The following is an 18,436-nucleotide window of genomic DNA, read 5'->3' on the forward strand; positions in this document are numbered from 1 at the left end:
CTGCTCAGTCGGCCAGTGCAGCCTTTTGCAGTTCGAAGATTTCGTTCATGCCCTGCTTGGCCAGCTCCAGCATGGCGTTCAAGTCTTCAGGCTGGAACGGCGCGCCTTCGGCGGTGCCCTGCACTTCGATGAAACCACCGGTGCTGGTCATCACTACGTTGAGGTCAGTCTCGGCAGCGGAATCTTCAAGATAGTCCAGATCCAGCACGGCCTCGCCCTGATACATACCGACCGACACAGCACCAATCATCTGCTTGAGCGGATCGCCGCCCTTCAAGCCACCACGCTTCTTGATCACTTTCAATGCATCAACCAGCGCAACCATGGCGCCGGTGATCGAAGCGGTGCGAGTACCACCGTCAGCCTGGATCACGTCGCAGTCGACGTACAGGGTGACGTCGCCCAGCTTGGACATGTCCAGCGCCGCGCGCAGGGAACGACCGATCAGACGCTGGATTTCCAGAGTGCGACCGCCCTGCTTGCCACGGCTCGCTTCACGCTGGTTACGCTCGCCAGTGGCGCGCGGCAGCATGCCGTATTCGGCAGTCAACCAGCCTTGGCCCTGTCCCTTGAGGAAACGCGGCACGCCGTTTTCGACGCTGACGGTGCAGATGACTTTGGTATCACCGAATTCGACCAGTACGGATCCCTCGGCGTGTTTGGTGTAGTTGCGGGTAATGCGGATCGAGCGGAGCTGATCGGCAGCGCGACCACTTGGACGTTTCATAGGGAATACCTGTACTGGGGACGGAAAACTGCCGAGCATTATAGAGCGCTGTACCGCGCCTGGGCACTCGTTAAAAAATCCGGGCGACGATCAAAGCCCCTGAAACACCGATTACCGACGGGCTGCAGCCCTTTGTCACACCGTGTGTTTGGGCGCATTCGCCGCACTGCGCTACAATCCTGCGCCTTTGCTGCCAGTCGGCTTAAATTCATTGATATCGAGCCTGCGGAACATCCTGCTGCGCCGATCTGCATTGCGAGGTCACCGCCATGGTGCACAGCATGACCGCCTTCGCCCGCGTCGAGAAAGCCGGCGCACAGGGCACCCTGAGCTGGGAACTGCGCTCGGTCAACAGCCGCTACCTTGAACCGCACCTGCGTTTGCCGGAGTCGTTTCGCGACCTCGAAGGCGCGGTGCGTGAAGCGCTGCGTCAGGGTCTGTCGCGGGGCAAACTCGAATGCACCCTGCGGTTCACCGAAGAAAGCACCGGCAAAACCCTGCAAGTCGATCGCGAGCGCGCCGCGCAACTGGTCGCTGCGGCCGAGACCGTTGCCGGTCTGATCAAGAATCCTGCCGCACTCAATCCCCTGGAAGTGCTGGCCTGGCCCGGCGTACTGGTGGGCGATGCGGCCGACCCGCAGGCACTGAACGCCGACGCACTGGCCCTGTTCAATCAAGGCCTGAAAGAGTTGAAGGCCGGCCGCGAGCGCGAAGGCGCGGAGCTGGCACGCCTGATCAACGAGCGCCTGACTTCCATTGAAGAAGACGTCGTCACCCTGCGTGAACTGGTCCCGCAGATGCTCGCCACCCAACGCCAGAAAGTCCTCGATCGCTTCGCCGACATGAAGGCCGAACTGGACCCGCAGCGCCTCGAACAGGAAATGGTCATCCTCGCGCAAAAGAGCGACGTAGCCGAAGAACTGGATCGCCTGAGCACCCACATCATCGAAGTGCGCCGGGTGCTCAAATCCGGCGGCGCGGCCGGGCGTCGCCTGGACTTCCTGATGCAGGAACTCAACCGCGAAGCCAACACACTGGGCTCCAAGGCCTTCGACCCGCGCAGCACCCAGGCCGCCGTCAACCTCAAGGTGTTGATCGAGCAGATGCGTGAACAAGTGCAGAATATTGAGTAAGGCAACCCCGACATGACCCACAGCACCGGCACCCTGTACATCATTTCCGCGCCATCTGGCGCGGGCAAGAGCAGCCTGGTCAAGGCGTTGACCGACGCCATACCGGAAATTCGCGTTTCGGTTTCCCACACCACCCGCGCCATGCGCCCGGGTGAAGTGGACGGCGTGAACTATCACTTCGTGACCCGCGAAGAGTTCGTGAAGATGGGCGAGCACGGCGACTTCCTCGAACGCGCCGAAGTCTTCGGCAACTTCTACGGCACTTCGCAAAGCCGCCTGCAGCAGACGCTGGACGAAGGTCACGACCTGATTCTGGAAATCGACTGGCAGGGCGCCGAGCAAGTGCGCAAGCTGATGCCGCAAGCACGCTCGATCTTTATCCTGCCGCCGTCGCTGCAGGCCCTGCACCAGCGCCTGACCAACCGCGGCCAGGACAGCGACGAGATCATTGACGGGCGGATGCGCGAAGCGGTCAGCGAGATGAGTCACTATGTCGAGTACGACTACCTGATCATCAACGACGATTTTGCTCACGCACTGGACGATCTGAAGGCGATTTTCCGCGCCAATCAGCTGCAGCAGAAACGCCAGCAGGTACGTTTCGGCAAATTGCTGGCTGAGTTACTGGGTTAAAACAGCACTTCCCAAAACAGCTGCAAGCGCTTTACATTGGTGCTTGCAGCGCGTTGAAGGGCTTGGTCAAAAAATCAGCGCTTCCCTAATCGCTGGTGATTTTTTAAACTGTTGAGTCCGCTCGCCCAACCGGGCAGCGCGCATATTGCATTCGCTCCGAGGAATACCATGGCCCGCGTAACCGTTGAAGACTGCCTGAACCACGTGGAAAACCGTTTTGAGCTGGTCATGCTCTCTACCAAACGTGCCCGTCAACTGGCCACCGGCGGCAAAGAGCCACTGGTTCAGTGGGAAAACGACAAGCCTACCGTTGTAGCGCTGCGTGAAATCGCTGAAGGCCTGATGAGCTACGAGTTCATCGCCGAGCAGGAAATCGTCCAGGATGAGCCGCTGTTTGCAGCGTTCGAGGACGAGTCCAACGAGGCCGTCTAAGCCTATGCCTGGTCGACGTAGCACGGCGCGGGATCACAGCTTACGGCAGGAATTATCATGCCGAGCATAGACGCCCTCGCCGATCGCTTATCGACCTACCTCGGCAATGACCAGGTCAACCTGGTCCGCCGAGCGTATTTCTACGCCGAACAAGCCCATGACGGTCAGCGCCGTCGCAGCGGCGAGGCGTACGTCACGCATCCTCTTGCCGTGGCCAATATTCTTGCCGACATGCACATGGACCATCAGAGCCTGATGGCCGCGATGCTGCATGACGTGATCGAAGACACCGGTATCGCCAAAGAAGCGCTGCAAGCGCAGTTCGGTGAAACCGTGGCCGAACTGGTCGACGGGGTCAGCAAACTGACCCAGATGAATTTCGAGACCAAGGCCGAAGCCCAAGCCGAAAACTTCCAGAAAATGGCCATGGCCATGGCGCGCGACATTCGCGTGATCCTGGTCAAGCTTGCCGACCGCCTGCACAACATGCGCACGCTGGAAGTGCTGTCCGGCGAAAAACGCCGCCGGATCGCCAAGGAAACCCTCGAAATCTACGCGCCCATCGCCAACCGGCTGGGCATGCATGCGATCCGCATCGAATTCGAAGACCTCGGCTTCAAGGCCATGCACCCGATGCGTTCCGCGCGGATCTACCAGGCGGTCAAACGCGCCCGGGGCAACCGCAAGGAAATCGTCAACAAGATCGAAGAATCCCTTGGTCATTGCCTCGCTATCGATGGCATCCAGGGTGAAGTCAGCGGTCGGCAGAAACACCTCTACGGCATCTACAAGAAAATGCGCGGCAAGCGTCGGGCCTTCAACGAGATCATGGACGTCTATGCGTTCCGGATCATCGTCGACAAGGTCGATACCTGCTACCGCGTGCTCGGTGCTGTACATAATTTGTACAAACCGTTGCCGGGGCGCTTCAAGGATTACATTGCGATCCCCAAGGCCAACGGCTATCAGTCGCTGCACACCACGCTGTTCGGCATGCACGGCGTACCGATCGAGATCCAGATCCGTACCCGCGAAATGGAAGAGATGGCCAACAACGGCATAGCCGCCCATTGGCTGTACAAATCCAGCGGTGACGAGCAGCCGAAAGGCACTCACGCCCGCGCCCGTCAGTGGGTCAAAGGCGTGCTGGAAATGCAGCAACGCGCCGGCAACTCGCTGGAATTCATCGAGAGCGTGAAGATCGACCTGTTCCCGGACGAGGTCTACGTGTTCACGCCAAAAGGCCGGATCATGGAGCTGCCGAAAGGCTCTACGGCGGTCGACTTTGCCTACGCGGTCCACACCGACGTCGGCAACAGCTGCATCGCCTGCCGGATCAACCGTCGCCTCGCACCGCTGTCCGAACCGCTGCAAAGCGGCTCTACGGTCGAGATCGTCAGCGCTCCCGGCGCCCGACCGAATCCGGCATGGCTCAATTTCGTCGTCACCGGCAAGGCGCGCACGCACATCCGCCATGCGCTGAAACTGCAACGTCGCTCCGAGTCCATCAGCCTCGGCGAACGCCTGCTGAACAAGGTCCTCAACGGTTTCGACAGCGCGCTGGAGAAAATCCCGGCCGAACGCGTCAAAGCCATGCTCACCGAGTATCGCCTCGAACTGATCGAAGATTTGCTTGAAGACATTGGCCTCGGCAACCGCATGGCCTATGTGGTCGCCCGCCGCCTGCTTGGCGAAGGCGAGCAGTTGCCAAGCCCGGAAGGCCCGCTGGCGATTCGCGGCACCGAAGGTCTGGTGCTGAGCTACGCCAAGTGCTGCACGCCGATCCCGGGCGACCCGATTGTCGGCCACCTGTCGGCGGGCAAAGGCATGGTCGTGCACCTGGACAACTGCCGCAACATCAGCGAAATCAGGCACAACCCGGAAAAATGCATCCAGCTCTCGTGGGCCAAGGATGTCACCGGCGAATTCAACGTCGAACTGCGCGTCGAGCTGGAACACCAGCGTGGCCTGATCGCCCTGCTGGCCAGCAGCGTCAACGCAGCCGACGGCAATATCGAGAAAATCAGCATGGACGAACGCGATGGTCGCATCAGCGTGGTCCAGTTGGTGGTCAGCGTCCACGACCGTGTGCACCTGGCCCGCGTGATCAAGAAGCTGCGCGCCTTGACCGGGGTAATCCGCATCACCCGTATGCGTGCATAACTCAACCATTACAAGGAGTCATACATGACCAAGACTGTTATCACCAGCGACAAGGCCCCGGCCGCCATCGGTACTTACTCCCAGGCGATCAAGGCAGGCAACACCGTATACATGTCGGGTCAGATTCCTCTGGACCCAAAAACCATGGAACTGGTTGAAGGCTTCGAAGCCCAGACCGTCCAGGTGTTCGAGAACCTGAAGGCCGTGGCCGAAGCCGCTGGCGGTTCGTTCAAGGACATCGTCAAACTGAACATCTTCCTCACCGATCTGAGCCACTTCGCCAAGGTCAACGAGATCATGGGCAAGTATTTCGACCAGCCATACCCGGCCCGCGCCGCCATTGGCGTGGCTGCCCTGCCAAAGGGTTCGCAGGTTGAAATGGATGCCATTCTGGTCATCGAGTAATGCGCACGGCGCGGCCTTCAAACGCCGCGCCGACTGCTCTGCAAGAAAAGGTTTTGAAAGGATTCCACCATGCGCAAAGCGCTAGCTCTCCCGCTGCTCGCCATTTTCCTCGGCGGCTGCGCCAGCAACCCAGCCGACCGTGACATCAGCGGCACCTGGATCAACCAGGTGGCGATCGATGCCGCAGCCAAGGGCGGCCCCCTGCGCGAAGCGCTTCAGGCTTACGGCCCGAACCTTGAGTGGGACGTTAACACCAAGGCCAGTCAGGCCCGCTACACCAACGGTTTTGAGAACGTCGAAGGACGGCTGCTGGGTGAGAAATCCGGCGCCTGGAAAGTCGACTTCTATGGCAGCTCCGCCAGCGAACTGAAACGCGATGGCGGGCAACTGCAGCAAGCCGCCAGCGAGAACGAACCCGAGCAGGTGTTCGACCGCGCACAGATTCCGGTGCCGGAAGGCGCACCGATTGGCGCCAGTTTCGAACGCGCGCTGTATTCCGCCTACATGGGTGGCAGCTGGACAATCGCCAGCGGTCAGGGCGAAGGCAGCACCGTGCAGTTCCAGGCTGATGGCCAGGTGTCCGGTTTGCCGGGCGCCGACCGTTATGCCCTGTGCCTGGCGGGCGATTGCGCGTCGATGAGTAGTACCAACGACAACATGTGGTTGCAACTCAACGGTCAGGGCAACGCCTACATCTTTGCGCGCAAGGGCAAGGAACTGGAGATTTTCCAGGCCGTGAACACCGCGCTGGCGGATGAAATGCCGCAGTACACGCCGGGCGAGCGCAAGTGGTTGCTGGAGAAGCAGTAACCCGCTTCTGAATTCGCAGAACCCCCCTGTAGGAGTGAGCCTGCTCGCGATAGCGGTTTAACAGTCAGCACAAGTGTTGAATGTTAGGACCTCATCGCGAGCAGGCTCACTCCTACAGTTGTTTTGGGGTGTCAGGAAGTCAGCATTTACCGTCGAGGATCGCGGCGTAGCCCTCACGGTAGCTCGGGTACGTTGGCGTCCAGCCCAACGCTTTCGCCCGGGCATTGCTGCAGCGCTTGCTGCCGGTGCGCCGCACGCTGGCATCTTCCGACCATTCGGTAACGCCCAGATACTCACGCAACCAGCCCACGACTTCCGCCAATGGCGCTGGCGCATCGTCGACACCGATGTAGAAATCCTCCAGCTTCACGCCCTGCCGAGCCTTCTCCAACAGGAACGCCAGCAACCCGGCTGCGTCATCGGCATGAATTCGGTTGCCGTACAACGGAGGTTCGACCGCCACGCGATAACCGCGACGCACTTGAGTCAGCAGCCATTCGCGGCCCGGCCCGTAGATCCCGGTCAAACGCAGAATGCTCGCAGGAATGCCACTCTTAAGCGCGACCTGCTCAGCCTCAAGCATCAATCGCCCGGAATAACCGGCAGCGATGGTCTCTGAGCTCTCATCGACCCACTCACCCTCTTGCTGTCCATAAACACTGCTGCTGGAAACGAAGATCAGCCGCTCAGGCACTTGCCCATAGTCATCCAGCCAGCTCAGCACATTCTGCAAACCCTGCACATAAGCCGCGCGATAACCGGCTTCATCGTGATCGGTGGCCGCAGCGCAATACACCAGATAGTCCACGGCCCCCACCGGCCAGGTCGCCGGGCAGTCTTCGTTGAACAGGTCGCCGGCAACGCCAATCACACCATCAGGCAGCTTTGAAACATCCCGGCGCAGGCCATGAACTTCCCAGCCAGCCGCCAGCAATTGCTTGGCCAGACGACTGCCGACATCACCACAACCGGCAATCAAAACAGAAGGCGCGGACATCAAAAAACTCCTATCGGAAAGACACAGACTAGCCTCGGGACAGGACGAGCGGCTAGCAATGCAGGAAAAAAAGATACTCTATTACTTTTGTTAACAAGAATTACTTGCAATAATGCACGCCACTTTTGTTCTCGGCCTCACGAGGCCTGGTAGAGCATCACCGTTTTTCTATCTCAGGTCCGGCCAGCATGACACGTAATCAAATCCCCGCTTCGCCAACCAATCGACCTCGCGCCTGGAGCGCAGTGGCGGCTCTGCTGCTCAGCCTGATGCTGGCACCGACCGCCGCTTTCGCCGACGCTCAAGCGCCAGCAACGCCAGCTGCCACCGAGCAAAGCGCACCAGCCGCCGCTCCGGCTGCCCCGGCCGCTACCGATCCGGTGCAAGCGGTTGACGCTGCCGACGTTCCTGAAGTTCTCGAAGCCGACAACAGCCTGGGCATGGCCCACGACCTGTCGCCGTGGGGCATGTACCAGAACGCCGACATCATCGTGAAAATCGTGATGATCGGTCTGGCCATCGCTTCCATCATCACCTGGACCATCTGGATCGCCAAAGGCTTCGAGCTGATGGGCGCCAAGCGTCGTCTGCGAGGCGAAATCGCCGCCCTGAAGAAAGCCACCACCCTTAAAGAAGCCAGTACCACTGCCGGCAAGGAAGGCACCCTCGCCAACCTGCTGGTGCACGACGCCCTCGAAGAGATGCGCCTGTCGGTCAACAGCCGCGAGAAAGAAGGCATCAAGGAACGCGTCAGCTTCCGTCTTGAGCGTCTGGTTGCAGCCTGCGGTCGCAACATGAGCAGCGGCACCGGCGTCCTCGCCACCATCGGTTCCACCGCGCCGTTCGTCGGCCTGTTCGGTACCGTGTGGGGCATCATGAACTCCTTTATCGGCATCGCCAAAACCCAGACCACCAACCTTGCTGTCGTAGCGCCAGGTATTGCTGAAGCATTGCTGGCCACCGCACTGGGTCTGGTTGCCGCGATCCCAGCCGTGGTGATCTACAACGTCTTCGCCCGCTCCATCGCCGGTTACAAGGCGCAGGTTTCCGACGCCTCGGCAGAAGTGCTGCTGCTGGTCAGCCGCGACCTCGATCACCAGCCTGAGCGCAGCTCGCAGCCGCACATGGTCAAAGTGGGGTAATCGGCCATGGGCCTGCATTTGAAAGAAGGCGCAGACGACGATCTGGCCGAGAACCACGAAATCAACGTCACGCCGTTCATCGACGTGATGCTGGTGCTGTTGATCATCTTCATGGTGGCCGCGCCATTGGCCACCGTGGACATCAAAGTCGACCTGCCTGCCTCGACCGCCAAACCGGCGCCGCGGCCAGAGAAACCGGTGTTCCTCAGCGTCAAGGCTGACCAGCGCCTGTTCCTCGGCGAAGACGAAGTGAAGCCCGAAGCACTGGGCGCCACCCTCGACGCCAGAACCAAGGGCAAGAAAGACACCACCATCTTCTTCCAGGCCGATAAAGGCGTGGATTACGGCGACCTCATGAGCGTGATGGATAACCTACGCTCTGCCGGTTACCTGAAGGTCGGCCTGGTAGGACTTGAGACGGCAGCCAAGAAATGATCACGACGCGCCATAAGCTGACGCGTTACAGCGGTAGCCTGGCCGTGGTGCTGGGCGTTCACGCGCTGGCCATCGCGCTGGCGCTGAACTGGACCGCCCGCCCGCCCATCGAATTGCCGCCGCAGGCAATGATGGTTGAGCTGGCCCCGGTTCCGGCCCCGCCACCGCCTGCTCCGCCGAAAGTCGTCACACCGCCGCAGCCACCGGCTCCGGTGGAAGAGTTGCCGATTCCGAAGCTGGCCGAAGCACCGAAAGCTGAAATCGCGGTGCAGAAACCCAAGCCGAAGCCCAAGCCGAAACCGCCGAAGCCGGTCGAGAAGAAGCTGCCCGATCCACCGAAGGAAAAGCCTTCCGAGGAGAAACCGGCCGACACGCAACCGACTCAGGCACCGACGGAGAAATCCGCCCAGCCTGCACCGGGTCCGTCGCCGGCTCAGATGGCTGCCAAGGCCAGCTGGCAAGGCACCCTGCTCGCGCATTTGGCCAAGTACAAAAAGTACCCGGCCAGTGCTCAGGCACGCGGTAAAGAAGGCTTGAACCGTCTGCGCTTCGTGGTGGATGCCGAAGGCAACGTGCTGTCGTTCGAACTGGTGGGCCGCTCCGGCAACGCCGATCTGGACCGGGCTACCCTGGAAATGATCCGCCGCGCCCAACCGCTGCCCAAGCCACCGGCCGACATGCTGAACAATGGCTCGATTGAAATTGTTGCGCCGTTTGTTTACTCCCTCGAACGCCGCCGCTAAGCAACACCGCAATACCCTGTGGGAGCGAGCCTGCTCGCGAAGAGGTCGTGTCAGTCAGCCCATGCTTGTCTGACCCACCGCTTTCGCGAGCAGGCTCGTCCCACAGTGGTTATGTGTTGAACGTTAGATCGAAATAAAGGCACCGAAAGGTGCCTTTTGCGTATCTGCGCGCGGCAAACCTACATTGCCCGGTGTCGCATTCCACACTCAGTCTGATAACGTGCGTCTATCGATTGCAGCCGGTATGCTTGGCCCGCATCTTCATGGACGCTTGCTATGACCCTCACAGAATTACGCTACATCGTTACCCTCGCCCAAGAGCAGCATTTCGGCCACGCCGCCGAACGTTGCCACGTCAGCCAGCCGACCCTGTCGGTGGGCGTGAAAAAGCTTGAAGACGAACTCGGTGTGCTGATTTTCGAGCGCAGCAAAAGCGCCGTGCGCCTGACTCCGGTCGGCGAAGGCATCGTCGCTCAGGCGCAGAAAGTCCTCGAGCAAGCGCAAGGCATCCGCGAACTGGCCCAGGCTGGCAAGAACCAGCTGACCGCGCCGCTGAAAGTCGGTGCGATCTACACCGTCGGCCCGTACCTGTTCCCGCACCTGATTCCACAACTGCACCGGGTCGCCCCGCAGATGCCGTTGTACATCGAAGAAAACTTCACCCACGTGCTGCGCGACAAACTGCGCAACGGCGAGCTCGACGCGATCATCATCGCCCTGCCGTTCAACGAAGCCGACGTGCTGACCCTGCCGCTGTACGACGAGCCGTTCTACGTCTTGATGCCGGCCCAGCACCCGTGGACACAGAAAGAAACCATTGACGCCGGCCTGCTCAACGACAAGAGCCTGCTGCTGCTCGGCGAAGGCCACTGCTTCCGCGATCAAGTCCTGGAAGCCTGCCCGACCCTGACCAAGGGCAACGACGGCGCCAAGCACACCACGGTCGAATCCAGCTCGCTGGAAACCATTCGCCACATGGTCGCGTCCGGTCTGGGCATCTCGATCCTGCCGTTGTCGGCGGTCGACAGCCATCACTACGCCCCGGGCGTGATCGAAGTGCGCCCACTGTCGCCGCCGGTGCCGTTCCGCACCGTGGCCATTGCCTGGCGCGCGAGCTTCCCACGGCCGAAAGCCATCGAGATCCTCGCCGACTCCATTCGCCTGTGTTCGGTGGCCAAGCCAGCGGCACCGGTTACGGCCGGTTAAGCGAGCGTCATGACTGAGCTGTCGCAAGTGTCGGTGACGGCACTCAAGGGTGTCGGCGAAGCCATGGCCGAGAAATTGGCCAAGGTCGGCCTGGAGAATCTGCAGGACGTGCTGTTTCACCTGCCGCTGCGCTATCAGGATCGCACCCGCGTGGTGCCGATCGGTGCGCTGCGACCGGGGCAGGACGCCGTGATCGAAGGCACCGTCAGCGGCGCCGACGTGGTCATGGGTCGACGCCGCAGCCTCGTCGTGCGCTTGCAGGATGGCACCGGCGGACTAAGTCTGCGCTTCTACCATTTCAGCAACGCACAGAAAGAAGGCCTCAAGCGTGGCACGCGGGTGCGCTGCTACGGCGAAGCCCGGCCCGGCGCGTCAGGACTGGAAATCTACCACCCGGAATACCGCGCCATCACCGGCGACGAACCACCGCCGGTGGATGAAACCCTGACCCCGGTCTATCCGCTCACCGAAGGCCTGACCCAAGCGCGTCTGCGCCAGTTGTGCATGCAGACGCTGACAATGCTCAAGCCAGACACCCTGCCCGACTGGCTGCCGACCGAACTGGCGCGCGACTATCAACTGGCGCCACTGGCCGATGCGATCCGCTACCTGCACAACCCGCCCGCCGATGCCGACGTCGACGAACTCGCCCTCGGCCATCACTGGGCGCAACATCGCCTCGCTTTCGAAGAACTGCTGACCCATCAACTGTCGCAACAGCGTCTACGCGAAAGCATGCGTTCGCTGCGCGCGCCAGCGATGCCGAAAGCGACCAAGTTGCCGCCGAAATACCTGGCCAACCTCGGCTTCAACCCGACCGGCGCGCAACAGCGCGTCGGCAATGAAATCGCCTACGACCTCAGTCAGCACGAACCGATGCTGCGACTGATTCAGGGCGACGTCGGCGCGGGCAAAACCGTGGTTGCCGCCCTCGCTGCACTGCAAGCGCTGGAGGCTGGCTATCAGGTCGCGCTGATGGCGCCGACCGAGATCCTCGCCGAACAGCACTTCATCACCTTCAAGCGCTGGCTCGAACCGCTGGGCATTGAAGTCGCGTGGCTGGCCGGCAAGCTCAAGGGCAAGAACCGCGTCGCCGCGCTGGAACAGATTGCCAGCGGCACACCGATGGTGGTCGGCACTCACGCGCTGTTCCAGGACGAAGTGCAGTTCAAGAATCTGGCGCTGGTGATCATCGACGAGCAGCACCGCTTCGGCGTGCAGCAGCGTCTGGCGCTGCGGCAGAAAGGCGTCGGCGGGCGCATGTGCCCGCATCAACTGATCATGACCGCCACGCCGATTCCGCGGACATTGGCGATGAGCGCCTACGCCGACCTCGACACCTCGATCCTCGACGAACTGCCGCCCGGTCGCACCCCGGTCAATACCGTGCTGGTCACCGACACCCGCCGCGTCGAAGTCATTGAACGCGTACGCGGTGCCTGCGCCGAAGGGCGTCAGGCCTATTGGGTGTGTACGCTGATCGAAGAGTCGGAAGAGCTGACCTGTCAGGCCGCCGAAACCACGTTCGAAGACCTCACCCTCGCCCTCGGCGAATTGAAAGTCGGGCTGATTCACGGGCGCATGAAACCCGTCGAGAAGGCCGCCGTCATGGCCGAGTTCAAGGCCGGCAACCTGCAACTGCTGGTCGCCACCACGGTGATCGAAGTCGGCGTCGACGTGCCCAACGCCAGCCTGATGATCATCGAAAACCCCGAGCGCCTCGGCCTCGCGCAACTGCACCAGTTGCGCGGCCGCGTTGGCCGGGGCAGCGCCGCCAGCCATTGCGTGCTGCTCTACCATCCGCCGCTGTCGCAGATCGGTCGTCAGCGCCTGGGCATCATGCGCGAGACCAACGACGGCTTCGTCATCGCCGAAAAAGACCTCGAACTGCGCGGCCCCGGGGAAATGCTCGGCACCCGCCAGACCGGTCTGCTGCAATTCAAGGTCGCCGACCTGATGCGCGACGCCGACCTGCTGCCCGCCGTCCGCGACGCCGCGCAAGCCTTGCTGGAACGCTGGCCAACCCACGTCAGCCCATTACTCGATCGCTGGTTGCGCCACGGGCAGCAATACGGCCAAGTGTGAGCACCGTCGCAGTTTCTGACAGATCGTTCTGACCAAGCTGGTTATACTCCTGCCATTGTTTCAAAAACGGATACAGACCATGACCGAAGCCGCTCTCGCCCCCGAATCCCCGCACGCGCCGTCTGTCATTCGGCTGCTGCTAGGCAAGCTGGGCATCGCCTACGAAGAAGTGCTCGACCACCACGGTCTCAATGCATCGCGCAAGGTACAAGCCGTGTTGCTGGACGACGCCGTCGGCGCGCTGATGGTGCTGTTTCCGCAGAGCCAATTGCTCGACCTCAACCGCCTCGCCGAACTCACTGGCCGGCGTCTGACTGCCGTGTCCACCGAGCGCCTGGAAAAGATGCTCGGCAAACACAGCCTGAGCCTGCTGCCGGGCCTGCCAGCGCTGACCAGCTCGCCGTGCCTCTACGAAGAAAGCCTGCTGCGCGAACCGAAGTTGCTGATCAACTCCGGCGAGCCGGGCCTGCTGCTGGAAATCGCCAGCGAAGATTTCAAGACCATGCTGACCAAGGCCAGCGCCGCCAACTTCGGCGAAGCCCTGAGCAGCATCCGCCCGAACCTCGACCGCCCGGACGATGACCGCGAGGAAATCACTCAGGCCGTGCAAGCGTTCACCGCGCGACGCATCCAGCAGCGTCTGGAAGCGACCATCGAGATTCCGCCGCTGGCCGAGACCGCGCAAAAAATCATCAAACTGCGCGTCGACCCCAACGCCACCATCGACGACATCACCGGCGTCGTTGAAACCGACCCGGCACTGGCCGCACAAGTGGTGAGCTGGGCGGCGTCGCCGTACTACGCCTCACCGGGCAAGATTCGTTCGGTAGAAGACGCGATCGTTCGTGTGCTGGGTTTCGATCTGGTGATCAACCTGGCGCTGGGCCTGGCCCTCGGCAAGACCTTAAGCCTGCCGAAAGACCACCCGCAACACACCACACCGTACTGGCAGCAGTCGATCTACACCGCCGCCGTCATCGAAGGCCTGACCCGCGCCATGCCGCGCGCCCAGCGCCCGGAAGCCGGCCTGACCTATCTGGCCGGTCTGCTGCACAACTTCGGTTACCTGCTGCTGGCCCACGTCTTCCCGCCGCACTTCTCGCTGATCTGCCGCCACCTGGAGGTCAACCCGCACCTGTGCCACAGCTACATCGAGCAACACCTGCTCGGTATCAGCCGCGAACAGATCGGCTCGTGGCTGATGCGCTACTGGGACATGCCCGACGAACTGGCCACCGCCCTGCGCTTCCAGCACGACCCAAGCTACGACGGCGCCTACGCCGAATACCCGAACCTCGTCTGCCTGGCCGTGCGCCTGCTGCGTGGACGCGGCATCGGTTCCGGCCCCGACGAAGACATCCCCGACGCCCTGCTTGAGCGTGTGGGTCTGACCCGCGACAAAGCCAACGACGTCGTCAGCAAAGTCCTCGAAGCCGAAGTCCTGCTGCGTGAACTGGCCTCGCAGTTCAGCCAGGCCTAAAACGAAACAGGCCCGCTCCCCAAGGATCACCAAAATCCCTGTGGGAGCGAGCCTGCTCGCGAAGAATCCAACTCGGTCTACCAGACCGCCCCTGATCATTCCCACGCTCCGCGTGGGAATGCATCCCGTGACGCTCCGCGTCACCAAAGGCTCAAGCCTTAGGCTTAGCCTTCCTCGGCACCAAATACTTCATCAACCCCTGAAACCACATCACCAGCGCCGGATTACCCTTGAGCTGGATCGACTTGTCCTGAATCCCCTGCATAAACGCCAACTGCTTGTTCTTCGCCTGCATCGTCGCAAAGCCATAACCCGCATCTTTAAACGCAATCGCAAACGCCGGCTCCGCCACCACCCCAGACTTGCTGGTGATGCGCTGATCCTTGACCACGAAATGCCGCGCCACTTTCCCGTCCAGCGTCTGCAGCTGAAACACCAGATCCTTGTCACCCAACTGCTGCTGGAACGCAGGATTTGTCCGGCTGGCCTTACCCATCAACAAACCCATCATCCACAGAAGAAAACGAAATTTCATGCGCACAGCCTCAAAAGGAAAATGAACGGCCGGGGCAGTGTAAGGGATTCGGACGATAACGCCAGTATCTGACACTGTTGGAAGAGGATGCAGACCATTTCCCGCACGATGACCGCCAAGTCACGGTTCAGCGCTCGCCCCTGATCGTTCCCCCGCTCCGCGTGGGAATGCATCCCGAGCCGCTCCGCGTCTCACCACTCACCTTTCCTACACCTGTTGAAACACATCCCTGTAGGAGCCGGCGAAGCCTGCGATCTTTTGATCTTCCGGCCCGCGAATCTATGGGAAATTTCCTGCAAAGTGCGGTGCTGTCCATGAACTAGGCGAGTTGGCTAGCGATCGATAGGCTCTGTGTGTCGCCGCAGATTGGCGATACGGACGTGCAAGTCCGGTTGGAGTACACATTGGTTATGGCAATTCGCCGAGCGTTTTCCTATGCTCGCGGATCGTTATGGCGGCTGTGTATGGGAGGCCTTCGGGTCTGCCGGGTTACTCCACCGGTCTTGCACACCTATGCACAGCTGCCACCACTTTCGAAGTGCGAGCGAAACGGTGTCGGCTCCTTAAACTGGAGTAAGACCGAATGATCAAACCAACACCCAATCCCCCAGAAAACCCAGACGTTTCGCCCTACGAAACCCTGGAATCAAAGAAATTCCACGAAGCCGCCGAGCGCGCCCTCGACCACCATTTCAAACCAGCCGTCGATCCACACCCCAAACGCGAGAACGGCCTCTTCAAACTCTCCCCCGGCACCGACGCCGAAGCCCTCATGGCCAACGCCTCCGAAGACCTCCTGTCCATCAGCGTAATCGCCTGCGACCTCGCCGACGACCTCCACGGCTCCCGCCGCTCGGTGGCACTCGCCTTGAGCAGAATGGCGGACGGCGTGAGATTAATGGTGGAAGGGACGCTCGACCAGATTGAAGTGCGAAGCGTGGCGGCCAAGCCGTAGCGGGATTTGCGGATGAAAAAAGGGGACGTTAAGTCCCCTTTCTGCAACTGCCTGTAAAAATTCAGGCACAAAAAAACTGCCAATCACGGCAGCTTTTTTGAGAATCCGAAAACCTTCAACCAGCCAGTCGACCGACTGGCTCAAAATCAGAACCTTTGGCCAACGCAACATCCAGAAAGCGGCTGCGCTTACCAGAGCGCATGGCCAAAACTTCACGAGCTTCAGCCTGGAACCGAGCAGCCATCATAGGCTTGGGTTCATGTTTGGACTTTTTCATGGAAACCTCTCGGGTCTCGAAATTTGACTGGATAGTATTACCGCTCAACCCCAATAACAAGCCGGCCCGTCGGATCAAAGCCAAACCCTAAACTCTCATACAACGGTATAGCAGCGGCGGCTGGTTCTTGAACTTCAATTTCCGTACAGCCAATCAAGATCGCGTAGTTTTCAATCGCGGTTAATGCCAAAGCAGCCACGGTGCCTCGCAACGGATGAGATCTGTCCGGCTTACCCTCCAGAATCACAATCTTGATGCACAGCTTGCTCTTGCGAGGCGACGCATAACATAACCCACATAATTCTTGATCGAACCAAAGCGAGACGTCAAAACCACGGGTGTCTGCTTGCTTCCATTGGTGCACATCGTGCCACGGGTACAAGGTAGCCTCATCTCCCCAAAGATCGGCCGCCTCGATGGCAACGGGAGTAATGGGCTCGTACTGAATTCGAGTTGTATCAATACCTCTGGTTATGAGGTTCTGGTTCCCACGCGCCAGATCTTCCGCTGCCTTGCGCGCTTCAGATCGCCAGATCTGGTAGCGATACCCGTTCCCTCGACTCTTGGACATGGACAACCACTGGCAATTTTCAAGGTCGAGAGCGTAGCGGCGTTTGAAGGCTTTTGAACATCAACAGAAATACCCTGACATTGATTATCTGGTCCGAGCAATCCGCGGCCCTCTAGCCTCAGCCACTTACGCCATCGCTCAACGGCAGGACGGGGTGAGATTGAGCCATGTCGTAACGAGATTTGCGGATGAAAAAAGGGGACGTTAAGTCCCCTTTCTTGAAGATTTCATCCCCACTGACAACCCGTCTCCGGAGAGGCTTCGATACTGAAGTCCTCATCGAACGAATACTGCTTGCCGGATTTGTAATTCGTGTAGCGCATCGAGTTCACCCGAGCGCCTTGCGTTGCAATGACATACTGCCCCGTCACTGCACCGTCTGAAACTTCCACCCAAGTCGTCGTGAATTCGTAGGGCCCGCCCTCCGTCATGACGTACTCTTCGGTTCGGTGATGAACCAAAGTAATGGCTTTCTTCGACTTGCTGTACCTGACACTTGCACCACTCCATTTGGCGGCCACGTCGTAATAGGTTCTGAACTCAAAATTGATGTTTTTGCCTTCCAGCGAGTGGAAGCACCTTACCTGTGTAGAAACTTCGCTGTGGGCCGCCAACGGCAACACCAACAACAGCACTAAAAATAACTTCTTCACAAATCCCTCTGAATCCGTTCTGTTGAATACGCTTATGCCGATGAACGCCGGCGTTTCTAAAGCGAATAATCCGCCACTGCTTCCAGCCGCCAACACTGCCCACGAACAAACCGATATTCGAAGACATAGTCGGTATCCGGCTTCTGCAGGATCGCGATCGCTTTTTTGTCCCGCGCTTCCTTGACGGTCAACGTCAGGCCCTGGGCCTCTCGCGTTGCTTGATCCGGAATGACAGGAAACTTAAGTTGATCGCCGCTGAGACTGCGCTTTTCCATCTCGGGTTCGGGATCGCCGGCCACGGTCGTGACCATTTTCAGCGGTTGTTGTACGAAGGCTTTTTGCACATCTGCGCGTTCGGAGAAAGCTGAGAGGAACGCTGAAAAGTCGGTCGAAGGGCAAGCAACATTGGACGTATCAACCTCGGCTTTGAGTGGATTCTGGCCGATGTCCTGATGCAGTTTTGAATCCGCAATTATCTTTGCATCCAAGTCTGCCAAGCGCTTTTTAATGCTGGTCGCATCCTTGTAAGCACATTCGACCTTTACATCATCCGCCAGATTTAGACCGTCGAGGCAGTTCTCAAGCTCGGGATCTGGTGGGTCGCCGCTAAAAAACCGCAAGGCCAACTGATCGCCGTCCTTCACCAAAGGCAATTCCAGCACCGAATAGGAATCACCTTCGAATTGACTGTGCGAGACTTTTTGTTTTGTCAGAACAAACATGGACTTCCCCGCTTGCTCCGGGAATTTGCGCTCGAAGAAGAACACCGAGGCGATCTGCTCACCTTCGACTTTCCACACATAATTCAGCGAAGGCTTCACTGCATTCGTGGTGGTGTAGAAGATCTCGGCGTAAGGAACATGCCCTTCCCTCACCTGACCTTTGAGGTTGTTCTTCAAAAAGAACACGGTGATTTTTTGATCACCGAGCGAGGCAACTACAGGCGGATGCAGCTCACCGATGGTTTGTGGGTCACTCGCTAATGCCGGCTGAGCCAACAAGGCAACCATGAATCCGAGCGCACTCATACAACTTAAGAGCCTGGCCAATTCCA

20 protein-coding genes are annotated in these 18,436 nt (G+C 59.8%); 13 read left to right on the plus strand and 7 right to left on the minus strand.

Annotated elements, in window-relative coordinates; all coding sequences use genetic code 11:
- Positions 1-4 precede the first annotated feature (4 nt).
- A complete protein-coding gene (gene rph, locus AC5SEM_RS25160) occupies positions 5-727 on the minus strand; it encodes a ribonuclease PH (RefSeq protein ID WP_016985814.1) in 723 nt (240 codons plus the stop codon).
- Positions 728-996: 269 nt separating this feature from the next.
- On the opposite strand from rph, the gene AC5SEM_RS25165 reads away from it, so the two are divergent.
- The 6 genes from AC5SEM_RS25165 to AC5SEM_RS25190 all read left to right on the plus strand — a co-directional run bounded on the left by AC5SEM_RS25165 (position 997) and on the right by AC5SEM_RS25190 (position 6,303).
- Positions 997-1,860, plus strand: a complete 864-nt coding sequence (locus tag AC5SEM_RS25165; RefSeq protein ID WP_368966615.1) for a YicC/YloC family endoribonuclease — start codon at positions 997-999, stop codon at positions 1,858-1,860.
- Between the two features lie 12 nt (positions 1,861-1,872).
- Positions 1,873-2,493: a guanylate kinase gene (gene gmk / locus AC5SEM_RS25170; RefSeq protein ID WP_008078609.1), complete on the plus strand. Its 621-nt coding sequence runs from the start codon at positions 1,873-1,875 to the stop codon at positions 2,491-2,493.
- 168 nt (positions 2,494-2,661) lie between these two features.
- Positions 2,662-2,925: a DNA-directed RNA polymerase subunit omega gene (rpoZ, locus tag AC5SEM_RS25175; RefSeq protein WP_016985812.1), complete on the plus strand. Its 264-nt coding sequence runs from the start codon at positions 2,662-2,664 to the stop codon at positions 2,923-2,925.
- Positions 2,926-2,982: 57 nt separating this feature from the next.
- Positions 2,983-5,088 carry a bifunctional GTP diphosphokinase/guanosine-3',5'-bis pyrophosphate 3'-pyrophosphohydrolase gene (gene spoT / locus AC5SEM_RS25180; RefSeq protein ID WP_064589822.1) on the plus strand — a complete coding sequence of 702 codons (2,106 nt, stop codon included), beginning with the start codon at positions 2,983-2,985 and terminating at the stop codon, positions 5,086-5,088.
- A 24-nt stretch (positions 5,089-5,112) separates the two neighbouring features.
- Complete coding sequence (locus AC5SEM_RS25185; RefSeq protein ID WP_003229509.1) at positions 5,113-5,493, plus strand: RidA family protein; 381 nt, start codon at positions 5,113-5,115, stop codon at positions 5,491-5,493.
- A 69-nt stretch (positions 5,494-5,562) separates the two neighbouring features.
- Positions 5,563-6,303: a putative periplasmic lipoprotein gene (locus tag AC5SEM_RS25190; RefSeq protein WP_123593522.1), complete on the plus strand. Its 741-nt coding sequence runs from the start codon at positions 5,563-5,565 to the stop codon at positions 6,301-6,303.
- A 139-nt stretch (positions 6,304-6,442) separates the two neighbouring features.
- On the opposite strand, the gene AC5SEM_RS25195 is transcribed toward AC5SEM_RS25190, so the two are convergent.
- The gene (locus AC5SEM_RS25195) at positions 6,443-7,300 is read right to left on the minus strand and encodes an SDR family oxidoreductase (protein WP_495471500.1); all 858 of its coding nucleotides are present in this window, start codon (positions 7,298-7,300) and stop codon (positions 6,443-6,445) included.
- A 188-nt stretch (positions 7,301-7,488) separates the two neighbouring features.
- Between AC5SEM_RS25195 and exbB the strand changes: the two genes are divergently transcribed.
- From exbB to AC5SEM_RS25225, 6 genes are all read left to right on the plus strand, one after another.
- The gene (gene exbB, locus AC5SEM_RS25200) at positions 7,489-8,442 is read left to right on the plus strand and encodes a tonB-system energizer ExbB (RefSeq protein WP_077575049.1); all 954 of its coding nucleotides are present in this window, start codon (positions 7,489-7,491) and stop codon (positions 8,440-8,442) included.
- A 6-nt stretch (positions 8,443-8,448) separates the two neighbouring features.
- Entirely contained in the window at positions 8,449-8,877 is a 429-nt protein-coding gene (gene exbD, locus AC5SEM_RS25205; protein ID WP_053125060.1) for a TonB system transport protein ExbD, read from the plus strand.
- The gene (locus tag AC5SEM_RS25210) at positions 8,874-9,620 is read left to right on the plus strand and encodes a TonB family protein (protein WP_038359287.1); all 747 of its coding nucleotides are present in this window, start codon (positions 8,874-8,876) and stop codon (positions 9,618-9,620) included. Before exbD ends, AC5SEM_RS25210 begins: the two co-directional genes overlap by 4 nt.
- Positions 9,621-9,896: 276 nt before the next feature.
- Positions 9,897-10,826, plus strand: a complete 930-nt coding sequence (locus AC5SEM_RS25215; RefSeq protein ID WP_007920331.1) for a hydrogen peroxide-inducible genes activator — start codon at positions 9,897-9,899, stop codon at positions 10,824-10,826.
- 9 nt (positions 10,827-10,835) lie between these two features.
- Positions 10,836-12,911, plus strand: a complete 2,076-nt coding sequence (recG, locus tag AC5SEM_RS25220; protein WP_495471501.1) for an ATP-dependent DNA helicase RecG — start codon at positions 10,836-10,838, stop codon at positions 12,909-12,911.
- A gap of 79 nt (positions 12,912-12,990) precedes the next feature.
- On the plus strand, positions 12,991-14,391 hold the full coding sequence (locus AC5SEM_RS25225) for an aminoacyl-tRNA deacylase and HDOD domain-containing protein (RefSeq protein ID WP_064116442.1): 1,401 nt from the start codon (positions 12,991-12,993) through the stop codon (positions 14,389-14,391).
- A 151-nt stretch (positions 14,392-14,542) separates the two neighbouring features.
- On the opposite strand, the gene AC5SEM_RS25230 is transcribed toward AC5SEM_RS25225, so the two are convergent.
- The gene (locus AC5SEM_RS25230; protein ID WP_016985803.1) at positions 14,543-14,926 is read right to left on the minus strand and encodes a helicase; all 384 of its coding nucleotides are present in this window, start codon (positions 14,924-14,926) and stop codon (positions 14,543-14,545) included.
- A 583-nt stretch (positions 14,927-15,509) separates the two neighbouring features.
- Here AC5SEM_RS25230 and AC5SEM_RS25235 point away from each other — a divergent pair.
- The gene (locus AC5SEM_RS25235; protein WP_123376100.1) at positions 15,510-15,881 is read left to right on the plus strand and encodes a DUF6124 family protein; all 372 of its coding nucleotides are present in this window, start codon (positions 15,510-15,512) and stop codon (positions 15,879-15,881) included.
- Between the two features lie 115 nt (positions 15,882-15,996).
- Here AC5SEM_RS25235 and AC5SEM_RS25240 read toward each other — a convergent pair whose 3' ends face one another.
- The 4 genes from AC5SEM_RS25240 to AC5SEM_RS25255 all read right to left on the minus strand — a co-directional run bounded on the left by AC5SEM_RS25240 (position 15,997) and on the right by AC5SEM_RS25255 (position 18,410).
- Entirely contained in the window at positions 15,997-16,158 is a 162-nt protein-coding gene (locus AC5SEM_RS25240) for a hypothetical protein (protein ID WP_495471502.1), read from the minus strand.
- Between the two features lie 37 nt (positions 16,159-16,195).
- Complete coding sequence (locus AC5SEM_RS25245) at positions 16,196-16,729, minus strand: N-acetyltransferase (RefSeq protein WP_095113212.1); 534 nt, start codon at positions 16,727-16,729, stop codon at positions 16,196-16,198.
- Between the two features lie 227 nt (positions 16,730-16,956).
- Positions 16,957-17,382, minus strand: a complete 426-nt coding sequence (locus AC5SEM_RS25250; RefSeq protein WP_160059932.1) for a hypothetical protein — start codon at positions 17,380-17,382, stop codon at positions 16,957-16,959.
- A 56-nt stretch (positions 17,383-17,438) separates the two neighbouring features.
- A complete protein-coding gene (locus tag AC5SEM_RS25255; protein ID WP_495471503.1) occupies positions 17,439-18,410 on the minus strand; it encodes a hypothetical protein in 972 nt (323 codons plus the stop codon).
- Between the last annotated feature and the right edge of the window lie 26 nt (positions 18,411-18,436).

This window comes from Pseudomonas sp. CH61 (genome assembly GCF_059429415.1).